The following is a 15,078-nucleotide window of genomic DNA, read 5'->3' on the forward strand; positions in this document are numbered from 1 at the left end:
GCCGGTCGGGCAGGTAAAGAAGGGCACAGAGAATAACATGAGAAAGGCGTAAGGAAAACGGTTGCGTCGCGGCCGTTCCGGCATGTTTAGCCGCGTTTTAGAAGTCGAATTCGATAAGGCTGATGCCGCTGGCGTCGAGCTGGATCATTGAGCCGCGCTCGTGCCACGCCCCTAATACCGCGCGCTCGGCAGGCGCTCCCTGCAGCGTAAAGCGGTGAATGGCCGGACGATGGGTGTGACCGTGGATCATCAGCCGGGTCTGCTGGCGCAGCATCGCCGCCTCAACGGCGTCGGCGTTGACGTCCATAATGGTAAGCGACTTATGCTGGTTCGCCTGTTTGCTGCCGTCGCGCATGCGCGCGGCGATACGCTGGCGGATAAACAGCGGCAGGGCGAGAAAAAGGCGCTGCAGCCAGCGCTGATGCACCTTAGCGCGAAAGCGCTGATAGCCCGCGTCGTCGGTGCAGAGGGTATCGCCGTGCAGGATCAGCACGCGGTGACCGTAGCGCTCCAGCACCTGCTCTTCCGGCAGCAGCGTCATGCCGCTGGCGCGGCCGTAGGCCTTGCCGAGCAGGAAGTCGCGGTTGCCATGAATAAAGTAGACCGGTACCGGCAGCGCGCGCAGCGCAGCGGCAACCTGCTGGTGCAGCGGATTGGGATCGTCATCGCCGATCCAGGCTTCAAACAGATCGCCGAGGATATAGAGCGCGTCGCAGCGCGGCGCTTCACGCGCCAGAAAACGCAGAAAACCGGCGGTGATCGCCGGTTCTTCCTGGCACAGATGCAAATCTGCGATAAACAGGGTGCGCGACATTACTCGCTGACGGTTACTTTCTGGATGACGACGTCATCTTTCGGTACGTCCTGATGCATGCCGCTGCGGCCGGTAGAAACCGCTTTGATTTTGTCGACCACGTCCATACCTTCTACAACTTCTGCGAACACGCAATAACCCCAGCCCTGCAGGCTTTCGTCGCGGAAGTTCAGGAAGTCGTTGTCGGCAACGTTGATGAAGAACTGCGCGGTAGCGGAATGCGGAGCAGAGGTACGCGCCATCGCCAGGGTGCCGCGGGTGTTTTTCAGGCCGTTGTTCGCCTCGTTGCGAATTTCAGCTTTGGTCTCTTTCTGCTTCATGCCTGGCTCAAAACCGCCGCCCTGGATCATAAAGCCGTTGATAACACGGTGGAAAATAGTGTTGTCGTAGAAACCTTCACGGCAGTATTCGAGGAAGTTTTGCACGGTAGCAGGCGCTTTATCGTCGAAGGTTTTAATTACGATGTCGCCGTGGTTGGTCTGGAAAGTAACCATCATTCTCGTCCTGTAAAGGTTGTCGTCAGCTCTCTGGCCGCCGCAAAGTGCGCTGGCCATTTTTGTCGACGCCCCTTATATCATAAATTCTGATGACGCGTCAGCACGCCCGCGGCGCTCTCGGCACGCTGCCGTCGCGCAAGCGCGAAAAATACGGCACAATAACTGAATAACCTGATAAAAGTGTTTACCGCACTCGTCTAAACGGAACTGTTCAATGCTAAAGATTTATAACACCCTGAGTCGACAGAAAGAGGAATTCAAACCTATCCATGCCGGTGAAATCGGTATGTACGTGTGCGGTATCACGGTGTACGACCTCTGTCATATCGGACATGGACGCACCTTCGTGGCGTTTGACGTGGTGTCGCGCTACCTGCGCTACTGCGGCTATCGTCTGAACTACGTGCGCAACATCACCGATATCGACGACAAAATCATTCGACGCGCCAACGAGAACGGCGAAAGTATCGAAACCCTCACCAACCGCATGATTGGCGAGATGCACAAAGATTTCGCCGCGCTCGGCATTCTGCCGCCGGATCAGGAGCCGCGCGCCACGCGTCATATTGCTGAGATTATCGAGCTGGTGGAGCGTTTAATTGAACGCGGCCACGCCTATGTTGCCGACAACGGCGACGTAATGTTCGATGTGCTGAGCGATGCCGATTACGGCGCGCTGTCGCGTCAGGATCTGGAGCAGCTACAGGCTGGCGCGCGCGTGGAAGTGGCCGAAGCGAAGCGCAACCCAATGGACTTCGTGCTGTGGAAGATGTCTAAAGCGGACGAGCCCGCCTGGCCTTCGCCGTGGGGCAACGGCCGTCCGGGCTGGCATATCGAGTGCTCAGCGATGAACTGCAAGCAGCTCGGCGAACACTTCGACATTCACGGCGGTGGCTCCGATCTGATGTTCCCGCATCATGAGAACGAGATCGCTCAGTCAACCTGCGCCCACGACGGCCCCTACGTTAACTACTGGATGCACTCCGGCATGGTAATGGTCGATCGCGAGAAGATGTCGAAATCCCTCGGCAACTTCTTCACCGTGCGCGACGTGCTGGAGCACTATGACGCCGAAACGGTGCGCTACTTCCTGATGTCGGGCCACTACCGCAGCCAGCTTAACTACGGCGAAGAGAACCTTAACCAGGCGCGCGCCGCGCTGGAGCGCCTCTACACCGCGCTGCGCCACACCGACCCTAACGCCGAGCCGGCGGGCGGCGAAGCGTTTGACGCACGTTTCCGCGCGGCGATGGATGACGACTTCAACACCCCGGAAGCCTATTCGGTGCTGTTCGATATGGCGCGCGAGGTCAACCGCCTGAAAGGGGAGAACGGCGACGCGGCGAACGCGCTGTCGGCGAAGCTGCGCGAGATTGCCAACGTGCTGGGCATTCTGCAGCAGGATCCCGAGCAGTTCCTGCAGAGCGGCGCGCAGAGCAACGCCGACGAAGTGGCGGAGATTGAGCGCTGGGTGCAGGCGCGCGCCGACGCGCGCAGAGAGAAAAACTGGGCGCAGGCCGATATCGCGCGCGACAAGCTCAACGAGCTGGGCGTGATTGTGGAAGACGGGCCGCAGGGCTCGACCTGGCGTCGTAAGTAACCGCAAAAAGGGCGCTCAGGCGCCCTTTTTTATGCCAGGCGGATAGCCTGAGCCTGCGGCAACCAGAGGGTGCGGCGGCGCTGGTGGAAGAGGGCGGTGTTCAGAGCGTAGCAGAGGCGAGAGGCGTAGCGGGGGCTGGCGCCTGCGGCCAGCTCACCCGCCTGCAGGCTGTTTATGCGGTAACGGTGATGCGCTGTCCGGCGAACGCGACGGTCTGTCCGGCAACAATTTTGCAGCGCTTGCGGGTTTCTACCGCGCCGTCAACGGTCACTTCGCCGTCGGCGATGACGATCTTCGCCTGTGCGCCACTCTCTACCCAGCCTTCCAGCTTCAGCAGATCGCACAGGTCGACGTGTGGGTGTTTACCCAGGCTAAAAGTCGCCATTATGCTTCCTCTCTGTCGTGATAAGTTTCGCACGCGTGCAGCGTGTTTTCGATCAGCGTGGCGACGGTCATCGGCCCTACGCCGCCCGGCACCGGCGTGATATATGAGGCGCGCTCCGAGGCGGTGTCGAAATCGACGTCGCCCACCACTTTGCCGCTCTCCAGTCGGTTGATGCCGACATCGATCACCACCGCGCCCGGCTTAATCCAGTCGCCGGGAATAAAGCCCGGCTTGCCAACGGCGACCACCAGCAGATCGGCATGCTCGACGTGATGACGCAGATCTTTGGTGAAGCGGTGGGTGACGGTGGTGGTGCAGCCCGCCAGCAGCAGCTCCATGCTCATCGGACGGCCCACGATATTGGAGGCGCCAACCACCACGGCATTCAGGCCGTAGGTATCGATATTGTAGCGCTCCAGCAGCGTCACGATGCCGCGCGGCGTACAGGGACGCAGCGTCGGCGCGCGCTGGCAGAGACGGCCGACGTTGTAGGGGTGGAAGCCGTCAACGTCTTTATCAGGCGTAATGCGTTCCAGCACTTTGACGTTGTCGATGCCGGCCGGCAGCGGCAGCTGCACCAGAATGCCGTCAATCTCCCGATCGTCATTGAGAGCGTCAATCAGCTGCAGCAGTTCAGCTTCGCTGGTGGTCGCGGGCAGATCGTAAGAGCGCGACACAAAGCCGACCTCTTCACAGGCGCGGCGTTTGCTGCCGACATAGATTTGCGATGCGGGGTTTTCGCCTACCAGAACGACCGCGAGACCGGGCGCGCGTTTACCGGCTGCCAGACGCTGCTTTACTTTTTCCGCAACCTCAAGGCGCACCTGCTGCGCAATCGTTTTACCGTCAATAATTTTTGCTGCCATCAGAGAGGAAATCCACTGTGTTGTGTTGATTCGGGGAAAGGCGCCTATTCTGTCAGAAGCGCGGCGCGCTGTCAGGTTCTGAATCGCCGCCCGTTGTCTGATTCTTCGGCATATGCATTGCGACAGCGGCCAAAATCGTTGACTCGTTGAGGTCTCGCCGTATAATCCTCGCCATCCCCGTGCGCCCTTAGCTCAGCTGGATAGAGCACCGGCCTTCTAAGCCGTAGGTCACAGGTTCGAATCCTGTAGGGCGTGCCATTTTCTCTTCTTAATATCCTTATCTCATTGCGTCAAAAACGATAAAACAGGTTTAAATCTGCTGCCATTTTGCCGACTTATTATCGGTCGGTGACAGGCGCCGTAGCATAGTAGCCAGAGTTTATTATCGGCTGTTGAACCGGGTGAGTCGCATTTTGTATAAAAACGATCGCATCCCCGCTATTCCCTCTGGCAGGTGCGGGGGTGGGCTTGCTGCGCCTGTAACAAAGAACCCCCCATTTAAGGGGGGTAAAAGGTGTTTTACTTTTTAATAATTACCCTGGTGAGGCAATTACAGTTAACGTCATTTTTACTGTTTACTTTAGGGCTGGCGGAGAGGTTTTTTGCATCTGGCTTATGCTGCAACGCATCTTTCGATGCGCATGCCCTTACTTTTGCAAAGGCAGCTCGATATTTATCATACTTTGCAAAAAATAAATCCTTGTTCGCGGACAGAAGCGATCTCAACTTTTCGCACGAAGCGAGCCGTATAAATGCAGAGCAGGATTAAAATCATTTATTGCCGTCACTCTTTAGCGTAGGGGAAGACTAAATGGCGTCAGCCTATCCCGACATGTTTTTGAAAAAGCTAATCTTTTCAATTCATTGAAGGGGGTTTCGGCATTAGTTGATGGCTTAGCCTGTTAATGATAACTTCCAGGGATGCCATAAACCTTCAGGTTGACTGCCAGGGGCAGCATTTATTTTCCTTTTGATATTTACTGTTTCTCGGTGAATAGTTAGAGCTCTTAATGTCGTGCCTCTAATTCTTTTCTGGCAAAGATTGATTCTCGTCAATTTTATTTGAGGCAGATGCGCTGCGCCTGAAAACAGATATAAATTTTATGGATTTTGTTCCGATAAAGCAGATATCCAGCAGGCTTTTCGCCACTGAGAAAACTGTTAAACAGGGGGCAGCATCAATGAAATTTATGAATATTCTCAAAAATCTAAAGATAGGCGGCAAGCTAACGCTCGGCTTCACGTTAGTTATTCTTGCGTCTGTTATTATTGCGGTGCTTGCGTTTCGCTGTTTTTTCAGCATTCAGGAAAACTCAGCCAAGCGTGACATTATCGTTGATATGGCCAATACGCTCAGTGACGCCAGACTCAATCGCACGCTGTTTCAATATACAAGGGATAAAAAGTACTTTGAGCTTAACGGGATGGCGATGAATAAGCTGACCGTAGCGAAGGATAATCTGGAGGAACACGCATGGTCTGCTGAAGGGGAGGCGAAAGTCGTTCGGCTCGAGCAAACGCTGAAAGCGTACCGGGATAAACGGGAGAGCTTTCTTGCCGCGACCAACAGCACCGACGGCGCATTAGCGGAGATAACAGCGATAGCTTTTCCTCTATTTGCCGGGCAGCTCAGTACGCGCGTGCCTGTTGCAACATCTGAAACAGCGACGACGCTTTTTTCCTTGATATCGAAACTTGACTCTCTCTTTGAAATTAAGCGACTATCTGAGAAAGCCAGATGAACCCTTGCTGAATACCCTCATCAGGCAGCTCGATGAAATTCAGCCGCTTATGGTGACAGCGGGCGCCTCTGATGACACTCAACTCAGTGGATTATTAACCGCTATGCTGCAGAAAAGCGCAGCCATGCCTGCTCTGTTGCAAAAATATTCACAGCAAGCCCTTGCAGAAAAAGTGGCCTCAGATGAGATGACCGGGGCCGCAGTGATTCTGAATAAAACGATGACAGATTTGGCGCTTTATCAGTCACAAATGGCTGGCAGATATATTCAGACGGCGCTCTGGCAGATTGGTTTTACCACTATCGCCTGCATTGTGCTCAGCCTTCTGATTGCCTGGCAGATGACGCGCAGCATTACCCGTCCCCTTAAAGAAACCCTCTCTTCCGCGCAGCGTATTGCGGAAGGCGATTTGACGTCGGAAATCGCCAGCACGCGCGCTGACGAGCTGGGTCAGCTGATGACAGCCGTCAACACCATGAACCTGAGCCTTCGAACCATCATTTCGCGCGTTCGTGACGGGGTAAATGGGGTGGCGCGTGCCTCCTCGGAAATTGCCGCAGGCAATATCGATTTGTCATCCCGAACCGAGCAGCAATCGGCAGCCGTCGTTGAAACCGCTGCAAGTATGGAAGAGCTGACCTCAACGGTAAAACAGAACGCCGAAAACGCGCATCATGCCAGCCAGCTGGCAACTGAGGCTTCGCATAATGCGGGGCGGGGCGGGGAAATCATCAGGGACGTCATTGCCACTATGGGCGGCATCAGCCAGAGCTCCGGGAAAATCGGCGAGATAATTACCGTGATAAACGGCATCGCCTTCCAGACAAATATTCTGGCACTAAACGCGGCGGTTGAAGCGGCCCGTGCGGGTGAGCAGGGGCGTGGGTTCGCAGTGGTTGCCGGCGAGGTGAGGAATCTGGCACAGCGGAGTTCTCTGGCTGCAAAAGAGATTGAAACGTTAATCCGGGAGTCGCTGGATCGGGTAAACGGCGGAACTGAACTGGTTAATCGCGCCGGGGATACGATGCAGGATATCGTCCGATCTGTTTCTCAGGTCAGGGATATCATGGGCGAAATCGCCGCTGCGTCGGATGAGCAGAATCGGGGCATTACCCAGATTGCTCAGGCGATGACGGAAATGGATACCACCACACAGCAGAACGCGGCGCTGGTTGAAGAGTCTTCAGCGGCGGCCAGCAGTCTTGAAGAGCAGGCGCTTGGGCTGGAAAAAACCGTCTCCGTCTTCCGTCTGCCCCCCTCCACATCCGCCGGGCATAGCGTGCCGGATAGCAGAGCCAGCCTTAAAAGGCCGGTAATCGCTTCATCTGCTGAGAACAACTGGGTCACTTTTTAATTTAACAAAGCCCCTCGGGAAGAGGGGCGCAGAACGGCAATTCCGCCTGGTTCACTCTCCATCAGGCTCCAGGCGGATCGACATAGCCGGAAACGCGGCTTACGGATTAAGGGGAGCAGAAGATTTATTCAGCCCTGTTGCTTTTCAGACAGCGATCCCTCGCGCTGACCACCCGATTGATATCCTGCCTCTGGAAACAGACGCTCGGGCAAAAAGAAACAGGCGCCAGCTACCCTTATCAGCGTTCCGACGAGAAAAGAAAATTATTTATCAATAGATGTCCTTTGCCCACCAGACATATCATTTCAGTTTGAAAATCCACTCATTTTAAAATAATCCTGGATATACACCCCCTGAGCCGGATATATAGCCAAAGGTTCAGGTGTGCCTGAGCTTATCTGCTTGCCTGGTATAAGATTTTTCAGGATCTTTTTTCTGATTTTTAAGGGTTACCTGAACGACTGGAATAAGAGAAGGTATAATGCTCGCTTATTTTTTGTCATTCGATTTATTTAAAATAATCCTAATGGCTTTCCGGCATTCCGCTTTTTCAGCCGGAGAACGCCATTTGAATCAATGGAGTGATTATCTGCATGGTGGCCTGCTATCCACGTCGTCCTGAGTGTAAACGCGGATTTTATTTTGCCTTATTTATTCAGCCGGGACTGGCTGTCGCAAGCGTCAGTGACGCCCGCCACGACGCGCTTACGGTCAGAGAGAATGTTTATCGGGCGTTCCAGACGCAGCAGCAGCGCAGCGAAGAAGCGGCCCTGCAGACCCGAGCGGGCGCGGGCGCGAAACTGGCGCAGGCGCTCGGTCAGGATGCGTCAGCCGACCGTCTCGGCGCCGTCGGGGGCACCCTGGCTTCCGGGCTGTTTAGCTCTGCCGTTCAGCAAGGTCTGGCTCCCTTCGGCACCGCTCGTGCCAGGCTCAATTTAAGCAGCGCACATTTCGACGGAAGCGAATTCGATTTTTTACTTCCCGTTAGCGATACCCGCAGCCACCTGTTTTTTTCTCAGACGGGAATAAGGCGCATCGATGGCAGAACCATGACCAATATCGGCTTCGGTTATCGCTACTGGCCCTCAGAGCAGACCATGCTCGGCAGCAATCTTTTTTATGACTACGACATTAGCCGTAAACATAAGCGACTGGGCACCGGTCTGGAATATGGTCGCGATTTTTTTCGCCTCTCTGCCAACGGCTATTTTCGCCTGAGCGACTGGAAACGCTCGCGCGACTTTAGTGATTATCACGAACGCGTGGCGAACGGCTTTGATGTACGCACCGAGGCGTGGCTGCCCTCGTTACCTCAGCTGGGCGGCAAGCTCTCCTGGGCACGCTATTATGGCGATCGGGTCGGCGTATTCGGGCCGGACGATCTGCAAAAAAATCCAGAGCTGTTTACCCTGGGCGTCAGCTATACGCCCGTGCCGCTGGTGGGCATCTCGATGCAAAAAACGCTTAATGCCCGCGGCGGGCGCGACGAATTCTCTGTCGGCCTTAACCTCTCCTGGCAGTTCGGCACGCCGCTTAAAACCCAGCTCGATCCCGACCGCGTTCGCTTTAACCGAACGCTGGCGGGATCGCGGTACGATCTGGTGGATCGAAACAACGTTATCGTCCTTGAGTATAAAAAGGATCGGCTCTTTTCTATTACGGCCAGTCAGAGCGTATCGGGCATCGAAAGCAGCAAGCTGATGCTCAATCTCAATATCACTTCACGCTATACCGTGACCGGTATTGGCTGGCAGGGGGATGACTTTTTTGCCGCTGGCGGCAGCGTTTACTATGCAAACGGCGGCTATCAGCTCTCTCTGCCCGAATGGCGTCCTGCTGGAGCCAATCGCTATCAGCTGGTCGGGCGAGCGCTGGATGAAAAGGGCAATCAGTCAGACCCCTTCCGCGTTGAGGTGGAGGTGCTGCCGCTGAATGTCAAAATCTCGCTGGCCGGGGATCTTAAAGGAGAAGAGGGGCAGAGGCTGGCGACGGGGTTGAATGCGCGCAGCCTGGGAGGCGCGGTCAGTAAAGTAGAGTGGAAGGCGCCTGCGTTTCTCGCTGCCGGTGGCAAGTTTATTCAGACGCAGCGGGCAACAGAGGAGAGCCTGAGCCTGAACTATTACGTCGTCCTGCCGCCTTACCGCGCTGACGGTGAAAACAGTTACCCGGTGGAAGTCACGGTCACCGACAGCGTGGGCAATGTCTCTAACACCGCTTCGGCAAAAATCGTGGTTGAACCTCGCTCTATCGTCCTGACGCTGCCGCAAACGCTGTCAGGCACCGAGGGTACCCGTGTCGCGCTACCGCTCAAGATCGCGGCGAAAACAGCGATCACCCGGCTGGAGTGGGAGGCGTCGGAGTTTATCGCCAGCGGGGGGAAAGTTGAGGTGGAAAAAGAGAGGGTGTGGCTGACGCTACCGGCGTGGTCGGATGGCACCGCCAACCAGTATACCCTTTCGCTGACCGCGGCGGACGACCAGAACCGCCGTTCGCTGCCGGTCACCACCCGCATTTCAGTGGCCTCGGCAAGCATCAGTCTGGTGCTTGACGACAAGCTGTCAGGAAAGTCGGGCGATCAGCTTGTGGTGGCACCGCAGGTCAGCGCTCAGGGCGGCATCGATCGCATCGAATGGCAGGGCGAAGCCTTTTTCAACGCGGGAGGCAGCATTAGCCAGGATGGCGCAAATGGCTATCGCTTCACCCTGCCGCTGTGGAAAAAAGCGGGCGATAATCGCTATATCCTGACCGCGGTAGCCTGGGATAAACAGGGACGTTCATCCCGACCCGTCAGCGTCACGCTGGAAGTGCAGCCGGTGAATATTACCGTAACCGCGCCGGGCACCCTGACGGGCACTGAACAACAGAGGGTGGACGCCGCTGTCAGCGTCGTTACGGAGGGGACAGCGGCCGGTGAAGTTCAGTTCAGCGCTGAGGAGTTTATCGCTGCCGGGGGGAAAATTGCCGGAACCATGCCGAATTTCCATTTCACCCTGCCGGAATGGCGGGCGGGCGCGAGTAACCACTACGCCATTGTCGTTACGGCTAAAGATGGCCTCGGGAACAGCAGCGAACCTGTGACCATGGACGTTTCCGTCAGCCAGGCTCCCTTCACCCTGACGGCTGATACCGCGCTAACCGGTACCGAGCGCGCAACCCTGGTGGTCTCGCCGGACGTGCAGAGCCTGTACGGCGTGGCTCGCTATGAGACTGACGCCTCAGCGTTTCAGGCGGCAGGCGGCGCGATTGAGGAGAAAGAGGGGGTCTTTCATCTGACGCTGCCGGGCTTTGAGGTCGGCGGTGAAAACCGCTACCCCGTCACCCTTCGCGCGGTGGATAAGAAAGGAAACCTTTCAGCGCCGCTGGCGCTCAATGTTGTCGTCACTACCCGTCTGCTGGATGCCAGCGGGCAATGCTCGGTGGTGGGAGGCGGTAGCGGTTACGCCGCGCGCGTTGATAAAGCGAGCGTTAACTACAAGGAAGCCCGGGATTATGCCACGCTGAAGAAGCTGGTCGACGCGGGCACCGACTATATCTATATCCCCGGCGATGTCGAAATCGAGCTTCCGGTGAAGCAAAATGCGCTGTTTATTAAAACCGGCACCACCATCTTCAGCGATCGTGGCCTGAACGGCAGCGACGGGGCGCGCCTCAGTATTCCCTATCTCGGTGAGCAGAAAAATGCTTTCCCGATTATCGCGATGGACAGCCGCTCGCGCATATCGGGTATTCGCTATGAAGGGCCCTATAAAGGAACCGATACCGACAGCTCTACTATCGGCATACAGACCGTTCCGGGCAGCCACGATATTGAAGTGGACAATATGGAGCTGTGGGGCTGGCCATGGGCGGCGGTTAGCGTAAAAACCGCCACCAACGTGCGCGTTCACCACAGCTATATTCACAACAATATCAAATCTGAACTCGGCTATGGCGTGGTGACCCAGAATGGCAACGCAACGGCGGAGATCGCCTGTAACGTCTTTAACAGCAACCGACATTCCATTGCCGGCAACGGACGATCGGGCGAGGGCTATGCGGCGCACCATAATCTGGTGCTTAACGGCGGCAAAGAGGGCGCTTATCATCAGTTTGATATGCACCGCTATGGAGACATTGCCGGCGAGTTTATGGAGGTGACGCATAATTGGTTCGACTACGGCGAGCAGGGCACCAGTAATCGATCGTCAATCGGCGTACGAGGACAGCCTGAGCGTGGGCCGATTATCGTGACGGATAACTGGTTCACGCACCCGTGGAAAAATGACTCGCAGTATGCTGTCGCAGGCCAGTATGGCAGCTGGGTGCCGACCGTGGAATCGATACTTGCCACCAACAGCTTTAGCGTGAAATTTGACTATCTGAATAAAGGAAATAACCAGTGCGTTATTGACTGGCTCAATAATAGTCAGGGGGTTAACTGTTCAGGCGTGGGTTACTGAGCGATCGGCGCCGCATAGATTGTGCGGCGCCTGTGCTTTCTGCGGCTGGCCTTTCCTGTCTCCTTCTTATCCTCTGCTGGTTAACCGATCGCTTCCTTTATTTCCTTTCCGCCAGCCTTTTCCTTACTCTATTATTAATTTAGCTGCGTGACTAAATATCAGCGTTGTCTTAAACGATCGGATAGACCGAGCTGCAAACAGGATTTTGCCATACGCCTGATTTCCCCCCTTGCTGATAAGAAAATTACACAGTTTGATGCAGGTTAATTAAAGCAACCTGGCAAGGTTCTGCATAATTTGATCTGGATTACTGTTTTTTTAATGGTTTGATTTTACTGGTTTTTAATGGGGATCTGGCCTTTGCGCAGCAGGAAGAAGAGGTCATTTGTAAAATTAAATCTATTTGTGTATTCGGGTTATTAGCGGGGATTAAAGTATTGTCCTGACTATTCCTAAATTACATCCGTTAAGATAGTATTTACGCGCCATTTAGAATCTTCCTAACCATATGATTAAGCTGGTTAATTTCTTTATTGTGGTTTTTATGGCTAAAATATTAAAATTTTTAGATAAATTATCTAGGGTTGCTTTTGTGTTAAAAATAGCCATCAAGGGGTAACATTCTGCTTTCATTTAGTATTTAAAACTACCTCAATTTTAAAAACAGTTTGTTGTGTTGTTTTTATGTTGGTTTTTAGTTTTTATTTTTTATAAAACAGTCTCATTGTCACGCTTTCTTCATTGAAATAATATTTTTAACGTATCCGGTGGCCGGTCAATTGTCACTGACATACGTCAAAGGTGTCATAGATATGGGATAGTTACCCCCCTAAGGAGTTATTATGCCTTCTGTCTCTGACAAGGTTCTTTATGGATTCAATATATTCCAGAGCCTGGAGTACAGGCTTTCTACCAGAACGCTGATCAATATTAAAAATGGTCGAATAAAAAGATTTGGAGCAACAAAGGCCAGGCTGTTTGAGTATTTACTTGCCGGAATGGATACCGAAGTCGTATACGATAATGACATTATTGTGCATGTCTTTGAAGATTATGGTCTGCGCTGTTCAAAATCCTATTTACTGTCGATGATAAAGAAAATCCAGTTTGCTTTTAATAGCGTCGGATTTGAAAGATACCCTTTTTCAAGGCTGGATGGGAAAGCGTATAAAATAGATAGAGACGCGCTGGAACGCGTATATGTTGTCAAAACCTCGCCTTAGCTAAGTGTTATCTGTTTTACAAAAGGAATAGATGTTGACGACATTACTGGTATTTACTCGCAACTTTGCTATTCGGCAGGCGATAATGTCTCTCTCCTCTCAAGAGAGAAAGATATATTTCTTCGATAATCGGCTTGAGTTTGTAGTCTGTGCTTCGATTTTTGAAAAGCCCTGCGTGCTTATTGATACCTTACACGAGTGTGGTGAGGATGTGCGCTGGATTTATGCCTGCCTGAGCGCGCGTAAGGGAATAAAAAATATTTATTTTATTGCGCCTGAGGAGATAGCTGAAAACAATTACCTGAAGCTTTTTGGCCTGGTGACAACAATTAACGAGCTCAAAAAATTGTGCGATCAGGCGGTCAGGACTCCCCTGGGCTACCGGCCTTGCAGATTAAAAGATGCATTGCGCTACCGGCTCTCTTTAATGTTGTCGCCTGAGCATATGGCATTTCTCGATGCGGTTTATGATCCTGTAACTTGTCGCTATGTTTGTGAGGATAAAAGCGATATTAACAAAATGGTTTATTTAAGAAACAGGCTTTCTCTTAGTAATAGCCTTGAGATGAAGCAGTTAATTTCCCTTCTGGTGTAGAAAATTGCCGGAAGATAATTTTTATATTTTTCAGAGCGCAGCGTGCAGCGCTGTTTAGTAAAAAAGCCAGGGTTTTTTATTTTATCTTTTAAAGATGCTCTCAATAATTTTAATTTCTGGAAGGGTGTTTTTCCTGCGTCGAAATGGTCTCGACGCAGCTTATTGTACACTGAGGATAAACCGATGCAAAAGAAACTAACCTGTGCAATTCGCAATGTGCTGGCGGCGGCTGTCGTGACGGGCAGCTCATTCGCCGCGCATGCGGCCGACGGAACCATTAACTTCACCGGAGAGGTTGTAGATTCGGCCTGTACTGTTGATACCAGCACTGCCAGCCAGACCGTTAATCTGGGCAAAGTGCTTAAAAGCGCCTTCACCGGCGTAGGCCAGGTTGCCGCGGCGACGCGCTTTAACATTGTGCTGAACAACTGTCCCTCATCGTTGCCCACTGTTACGGTCAAATTTGACGGGACCGCGAACGCGAACGATTCCGACATTCTGGCGCTAAACAGCGATCAGACGGCGCAGGGCGTCGGTGTTGCGCTCTATGAGGAAGATGGTGTAACGCCCATCCCGCTGGCTACGCAGTCAAAAAGCATCACGCTGGATACCACTTCTACAGGGTCGCCTGCTGTCGCCGCAAACAGCAACACCCTGACGTTCGTTGCGAAGTATAAAGCCACGCAGCAGACGATCGTTGCCGGTACCGCCAACGCCACGTCAGATTTCACCATCAGCTATCAGTAATACCCCGGGCGTGCCTTGCGCACGCCCGTTTAACGCCCGACGGCACTTGGGAGCGAATCAATGAGCTTTTGCATCCGCGCAATTTTTTTACTTGCCGCGTGTTTTTTCACGACCATTGCGCAGGCCAGCGTAACCGTTGGCGGCACACGTTTAGTTTATAACGCCGCTGATAAAGAGGCGGATATTTCAGTTACCAACAGTAAAGATTCCATACCCTACCTTATTCAGTCATGGGTAGAGCTGAATGAACACGCCGCTGAAAAAGCCCCTTTTATTGTTACGCCGCCGTTATTTCGTCTCGACGGCGGACATGAGAACACGCTGCGCGTTATTTATACCGGTGAAAAAACGCTGCCCGACGATCGTGAATCTGTTTTCTGGCTAAACGTTAAGTCTATTCCCGGTATGGAAAAGTCAGATGAGAACCGGTTGCTGATTGCGGTTAAAACCCGAATTAAGCTTTTTTACCGTCCTGCTGCCTTAAAAAATGATCAAGCGAACGAGGCCTGGCGCAGCCTGGTATTTAAGCAAAATGGAAACCAGATCGTTATTACTAATCCGACGCCCTATTTTATTTCGCTCTACTCCCTGACGGTGGGGGGAAAGACGATTAAGCAGCCGCCGATGGTTTCACCCTTTGCCTCAGCGACCGTCGCAGGCAGCGGGCAGGATGTGGTCTGGAAAGCCATTAATGACTTTGGCGGCATTACAAAAGAGGCGCGCCAGACGCTGCCGTAATTCCTGAACAGAATCAGCTACTCACCCAGGCAGGAAAGCAAAGTGAAGACTGTTTTTGGCACCCGATATTTATTTTCC

The 15,078-nt window shown here is 53.4% G+C and carries 10 protein-coding genes, 1 tRNA gene and 1 pseudogene; 8 read left to right on the forward strand and 4 right to left on the reverse strand.

The window, feature by feature from the left end:
- Window positions 1–97: 97 nt before the first annotated feature.
- A complete protein-coding gene (lpxH, locus tag MHZ97_RS00755) occupies window positions 98–814 on the reverse strand; it encodes a UDP-2,3-diacylglucosamine diphosphatase (RefSeq protein WP_103795047.1) in 717 nt (238 codons plus the stop codon).
- On the reverse strand, window positions 814–1,308 hold the full coding sequence (gene ppiB, locus MHZ97_RS00760) for a peptidylprolyl isomerase B (protein WP_033752889.1): 495 nt from the start codon (window positions 1,306–1,308) through the stop codon (window positions 814–816). The genes lpxH and ppiB overlap by 1 nt, the downstream gene beginning before the upstream one ends.
- A 217-nt stretch (window positions 1,309–1,525) precedes the next feature.
- Between ppiB and cysS the strand changes: the two genes are divergently transcribed.
- A complete protein-coding gene (gene cysS / locus MHZ97_RS00765) occupies window positions 1,526–2,911 on the forward strand; it encodes a cysteine--tRNA ligase (RefSeq protein WP_239312942.1) in 1,386 nt (461 codons plus the stop codon).
- A gap of 172 nt (window positions 2,912–3,083) precedes the next feature.
- On the opposite strand, the gene ybcJ is transcribed toward cysS, so the two are convergent.
- Both ybcJ and folD read right to left on the reverse strand, forming a co-directional pair.
- The gene (gene ybcJ, locus MHZ97_RS00770) at window positions 3,084–3,296 is read right to left on the reverse strand and encodes a ribosome-associated protein YbcJ (RefSeq protein ID WP_048781499.1); all 213 of its coding nucleotides are present in this window, start codon (window positions 3,294–3,296) and stop codon (window positions 3,084–3,086) included.
- Window positions 3,296–4,162 carry a bifunctional methylenetetrahydrofolate dehydrogenase/methenyltetrahydrofolate cyclohydrolase FolD gene (folD, locus tag MHZ97_RS00775; protein ID WP_239312939.1) on the reverse strand — a complete coding sequence of 289 codons (867 nt, stop codon included), beginning with the start codon at window positions 4,160–4,162 and terminating at the stop codon, window positions 3,296–3,298. Before folD ends, ybcJ begins: the two co-directional genes overlap by 1 nt.
- 181 nt (window positions 4,163–4,343) lie before the next feature.
- Between folD and MHZ97_RS00780 the strand changes: the two genes are divergently transcribed.
- The 7 genes and pseudogenes from MHZ97_RS00780 to MHZ97_RS00815 all read left to right on the forward strand — a co-directional run bounded on the left by MHZ97_RS00780 (window position 4,344) and on the right by MHZ97_RS00815 (window position 15,000).
- A tRNA-Arg gene (locus MHZ97_RS00780) sits at window positions 4,344–4,420 on the forward strand.
- Window positions 4,421–5,343: 923 nt separating this feature from the next.
- Window positions 5,344–7,258: pseudogene (locus tag MHZ97_RS22400) on the forward strand (methyl-accepting chemotaxis protein).
- A 593-nt stretch (window positions 7,259–7,851) separates the two neighbouring features.
- Window positions 7,852–11,697 carry an inverse autotransporter beta domain-containing protein gene (locus tag MHZ97_RS00795; protein WP_239312933.1) on the forward strand — a complete coding sequence of 1,282 codons (3,846 nt, stop codon included), beginning with the start codon at window positions 7,852–7,854 and terminating at the stop codon, window positions 11,695–11,697.
- 842 nt (window positions 11,698–12,539) lie between these two features.
- Window positions 12,540–12,920, forward strand: coding sequence for a hypothetical protein (locus MHZ97_RS00800; protein ID WP_103795043.1), 381 nt, complete (start codon window positions 12,540–12,542; stop codon window positions 12,918–12,920).
- Between the two features lie 34 nt (window positions 12,921–12,954).
- Window positions 12,955–13,515 (forward strand): hypothetical protein, encoded by a 561-nt coding sequence (locus tag MHZ97_RS00805; protein ID WP_103795268.1) that lies wholly within the window; start codon window positions 12,955–12,957, stop codon window positions 13,513–13,515.
- A gap of 183 nt (window positions 13,516–13,698) precedes the next feature.
- Window positions 13,699–14,262: a fimbrial protein gene (locus MHZ97_RS00810; protein WP_103795042.1), complete on the forward strand. Its 564-nt coding sequence runs from the start codon at window positions 13,699–13,701 to the stop codon at window positions 14,260–14,262.
- 60 nt (window positions 14,263–14,322) lie between these two features.
- Window positions 14,323–15,000 carry a molecular chaperone gene (locus tag MHZ97_RS00815; protein WP_103795041.1) on the forward strand — a complete coding sequence of 226 codons (678 nt, stop codon included), beginning with the start codon at window positions 14,323–14,325 and terminating at the stop codon, window positions 14,998–15,000.
- The last annotated feature ends 78 nt before the right edge of the window (window positions 15,001–15,078 follow it).

Source organism: Pantoea sp. ACRSC, from assembly GCF_022346785.1.
GTDB lineage: Bacteria > Pseudomonadota > Gammaproteobacteria > Enterobacterales > Enterobacteriaceae > Pantoea > Pantoea alvi.

What these genes read in the sequence shown, in the direction of transcription:
- lpxH (WP_103795047.1), bottom strand. Translation starts at nt 814, where the DNA reads ATGTCGCGCACCCTGTTTATCGCAGATTTGCATCTGTGCCAGGAAGAA.
- ppiB (WP_033752889.1), bottom strand. Translation starts at nt 1,308, where the DNA reads ATGGTTACTTTCCAGACCAACCACGGCGACATCGTAATTAAAACCTTC.
- cysS (WP_239312942.1), top strand. Translation starts at nt 1,526, where the DNA reads ATGCTAAAGATTTATAACACCCTGAGTCGACAGAAAGAGGAATTCAAA.
- ybcJ (WP_048781499.1), bottom strand. Translation starts at nt 3,296, where the DNA reads ATGGCGACTTTTAGCCTGGGTAAACACCCACACGTCGACCTGTGCGAT.
- folD (WP_239312939.1), bottom strand. Translation starts at nt 4,162, where the DNA reads ATGGCAGCAAAAATTATTGACGGTAAAACGATTGCGCAGCAGGTGCGC.
- MHZ97_RS00795 (WP_239312933.1), top strand. Translation starts at nt 7,852, where the DNA reads ATGGTGGCCTGCTATCCACGTCGTCCTGAGTGTAAACGCGGATTTTAT.
- MHZ97_RS00800 (WP_103795043.1), top strand. Translation starts at nt 12,540, where the DNA reads ATGCCTTCTGTCTCTGACAAGGTTCTTTATGGATTCAATATATTCCAG.
- MHZ97_RS00810 (WP_103795042.1), top strand. Translation starts at nt 13,699, where the DNA reads ATGCAAAAGAAACTAACCTGTGCAATTCGCAATGTGCTGGCGGCGGCT.
- MHZ97_RS00815 (WP_103795041.1), top strand. Translation starts at nt 14,323, where the DNA reads ATGAGCTTTTGCATCCGCGCAATTTTTTTACTTGCCGCGTGTTTTTTC.